We start from the raw sequence: 3,313 nt of genomic DNA on the forward strand, positions 1-3,313 counted from the left end.
CTGCGCGCGGCACGAATAGACGGCATTGCGGTACTCAGGGACATACAAGCCGCAGCCGACGTCGGGCAGGCGCTTGTCTCAGTGACCATCGATTTCGCCACGGGGACCGCTGCCGCGCTTTTCGCGCATTGGCCTTACGACGCCACGTAGCATTTTCGAAGCAGAACGCCGCCCAACAATGCGTGCAGCCGACCGCGCTCTGCGCTGGACTCATGGTGGCTTGGTCATGTTCAGGTTCGGTTGTCGTTCAAGCCCTTGCGAGGCGCCGCGCGGCGGCTGACGCTCGCGTTGAGGCTGCTCCAAAAAACAGCCTCCATCCTTCCCCCGTGGCCGGAAGCCTGTCCTGAGCCCAGTCGAAGGGTGGCAACAGGGGAAGGGATCCAAGCGGGTATCGGGCTCTATTCTTCATGATCCGAGGGTGAACGAAGTTCATGACCACAGCTAAGACCTACGCTCAGCTGTTGGTGCTTGGGCATCAGCGGTCAGCTCTCAGCCCGGAACTCGCAACCTCTGCCTTTTGGCTGGGTTCTCGTGAGCTTGGCTGACGGCTGATCGCTGATAGCTACGCCGCAGTTAGAACAGCACCCAGCTGTTCGCCGACTGGATGGCTGCATCGGAGACGTGATAGAAATCTCAGCGTAGAAGAGGAGTCTTTGCAGTGATCCTTCAGGGCAAGGTGGCGCTGATTACGGGTGCCGCCAGAGGAATCGGCCGCGCCACGGCGCTGGTCCTGGCGGAAGAAGGCGCCGACGTTGGGCTGGTGGACATCCTGTCGGAGGTCGAGGAAACCGCCGCGGCCATCGTGAAGCTGGGCCGCCGCTCCGCCGCCGCCGTGTTCGACATCAGCGACGCCGCACAAATCCACCTCGGCGTCGAGACGATTCGGAAGGCATTGGGGCCGATCGATGTGCTGGTGAACAATGCCGGCATCGTCAACAACATCGCGCCGCTGGCGCGCATGAGCAGCGAGGCCTGGCAGCGGGAGCTGGCCGTGAACCTTTCGGGCGCCTTCAACATGATCCAGGAAGTCATTGGCGACATGGCAGCGAGGCAGTGGGGCCGGATCATCAACGTCTCGTCGGTGGCGGCGCTGGGAGGCCTCCACAATCAAGTGGGCTACGCAGCCAGCAAAGCGGGTTTGCTCGGTCTCACGAAGACGGTGACGCTCGAGTACGCGCGTGCCGGCATTACTTGCAATGCTATCTTGCCGGGGTTGATCGGCACCGAACTGGTCAACGCCATGCCGGCTGAAATCCGTGACGGCGCCGTGGCTGCCATCCCCTGCCGCCGCTTGGGCGGCACGACGGAAGTCGCGCATCTGATCGCGTTCCTGGTTTCCGATCGGGCCGCGTTCATCAACGGCGCGGAGATCCCCATCGACGGCGGACTGCGCCTGAACACCAGCTCGCTGGGCAGCCGCCGCGAAGTCGCCGAAAGCCGCAAGCCCGGATGACCCGTCCGCCGCACTCACCGATTCCACTCAAGCCGGTCTATCGGCCCGAAGACATCGCCGACGTCTCGTACGAGAAGTCGCTCAACGATCCGGGGACCTATCCGTACACCCGCGGACGACGCCCGCGCCAAGATGGTATCGCCTGGATTCAGCGTGAGCTGTCGGGAGAAGGCGACCCGGCGCGCACCAACGCCCAGTTCAAGTACTTGATCGGCAAGGGCGCCATGGGGCTCGACGTCATCGGCGACACACCCACAATGGCGCTCCTCGATCCGGACCATCCCGCCGCCGCGCATGCCGTTGGTACCCAAGGGGTCTCGCTCTGCCGCCTGGACGACTATCTCGCACTCTATGACGGCCTGGCGCTCGATAGCCTGACGATCTCGAACTCACTCCCGCCGACGTTTGCCATCGCCGGCCTGTATGTCGCAGCCAAGGCGCGCGGAATCGATCCGGCCCGCCTACGTGGCTCGACGGTGCAAGCGCCGTTCTACTGCGAAGATTGCGGCTACGCGACCCACATGCCCTTCGATCTCCGACTGCGCCTGGCCGCGGACGCCATCGACTTCGCCGGGCGCGAGATGCCGAAGTTCCACGCCTTTCTCGAAGACACCTACTACATCAGCGAGGGCGGGCTCGATGCCGTCGAGGAGATGGCGCTCGGATTCGTCGAAATTCGCCACCTGGTAAAGGAACTCCTCCGCCGCGGCCTGGCCATCGACAGCTTCGCGCCGCGCATTGCCATCCTGGTCAACTGCCGGATGGATTTCTTCACCGAGATCGCCAAGATCCGGGCAACGCGGCGCCTGTTCGCGCGCATGCTGCGCGAGGAGTTCGGCGCGCAGGACCCGCGATCACTGGCAGTGAATATCGCCTCACATACCTCCGGGCTGTCGCTCACCGCCCAGCAGCCGATCAACAACGTCGTCCGCGGCACCGTGCAAGCCCTGGCGCTGGCGTTGGCGGGTGTGCAAGCGATCGAGATCTCCGGGTTCGACGAGGCGTTCCGGACGCCGAGTCCAGAGGCACACCTGGTCGGCCTGCGTACCCAGCAGATCATCCAGCTCGAAGCCAACGTCACCAAGGTGCTCGACCCCATGGGCGGCTCGTACTTCATTGAAGCGCTCACCAACGAGATCGAGCAACGCATCCGCGACATGGTGGCGCGGATTGAGTCGATGGGAGACCCGGCCACGCTGTGTGACAACGGCTGGTTTCGGGCGCTCTTTCAGGACACCACCGAACGCTACGCGCGAGACTTGCAGGAGGGCGCACAGGTGCAGGTCGGCGTCAACGCCCTCCGAATCCCCGACGAAGAAGACCGACTGCTCCGCGAGGTCGTGGAGCGGAAGTTCGAACCCTGCCGGGAGCGCATCGAAAGCATCCGCGCCTTCAAGCGCGGGCGCAATCAGCCGCATGTCACGGCGGCACTCGCGCGCATTCGCCGCACCTGCACGACACGCGAGAACCTGATGCCTGCGGTCATCGCCGCCATGGAGGCCGGCGTGACCATGGGTGAGATCAGCGGCGTGATGCGCACGGCCTACGGCTTCGCCTATGATCCGTTCGGCATGATGGAGCCCCCGGCGTGAAGCGGATTCGCGTCTGGATCGGTATGCTGGGGCTCGACCAGCATGAGGTGGGAGCGATCGCGGTGGCGCGTCTGCTGCGTGATGCCGGCATAGAAGTGATCTACGCCGGCCGGTTCAATCTGCCCGCCGGCATCGTCAAGGCGGCCGTCGAAGAAGACGTCGACGTCATCGGCCTGAGTTGCCACTCATGGGAGTACTTGGAGTACGTCGACGAACTGATGGGACTCCTACGCGAGCGTGAGCTGGAGCTGCCCGTCGTCGTCGGCGG

The 3,313-nt window shown here is 64.2% G+C and carries 3 protein-coding genes; all 3 read left to right on the forward strand.

What is annotated here, in order from left to right:
* Nucleotides 1-658: 658 nt before the first annotated feature.
* Nucleotides 659-1,453: an SDR family NAD(P)-dependent oxidoreductase gene (locus tag VF515_17490; GenBank protein HEX7409426.1), complete on the forward strand. Its 795-nt coding sequence runs from the start codon at nt 659-661 to the stop codon at nt 1,451-1,453.
* On the forward strand, nt 1,450-3,045 hold the full coding sequence (locus VF515_17495) for a methylmalonyl-CoA mutase family protein (GenBank protein HEX7409427.1): 1,596 nt from the start codon (nt 1,450-1,452) through the stop codon (nt 3,043-3,045). The genes VF515_17490 and VF515_17495 overlap by 4 nt, the downstream gene beginning before the upstream one ends.
* Nucleotides 3,042-3,313 (forward strand): cobalamin-dependent protein (locus VF515_17500; protein HEX7409428.1); only part of this gene is annotated, 272 nt, incomplete at its 3' end. The genes VF515_17495 and VF515_17500, both read left to right, overlap by 4 nt.

The sequence above is a fragment of the Candidatus Binatia bacterium genome, from assembly GCA_036382395.1.
Classification (GTDB): Bacteria; Desulfobacterota; Binatia; order HRBIN30; family HRBIN30; genus JAGDMS01.

Bases quoted from the DNA above. Each gene is read 5' to 3' on its own strand.
- VF515_17495 (HEX7409427.1), top strand. From the start codon at position 1,450: ATGACCCGTCCGCCGCACTCACCGATTCCACTCAAGCCGGTCTATCGG.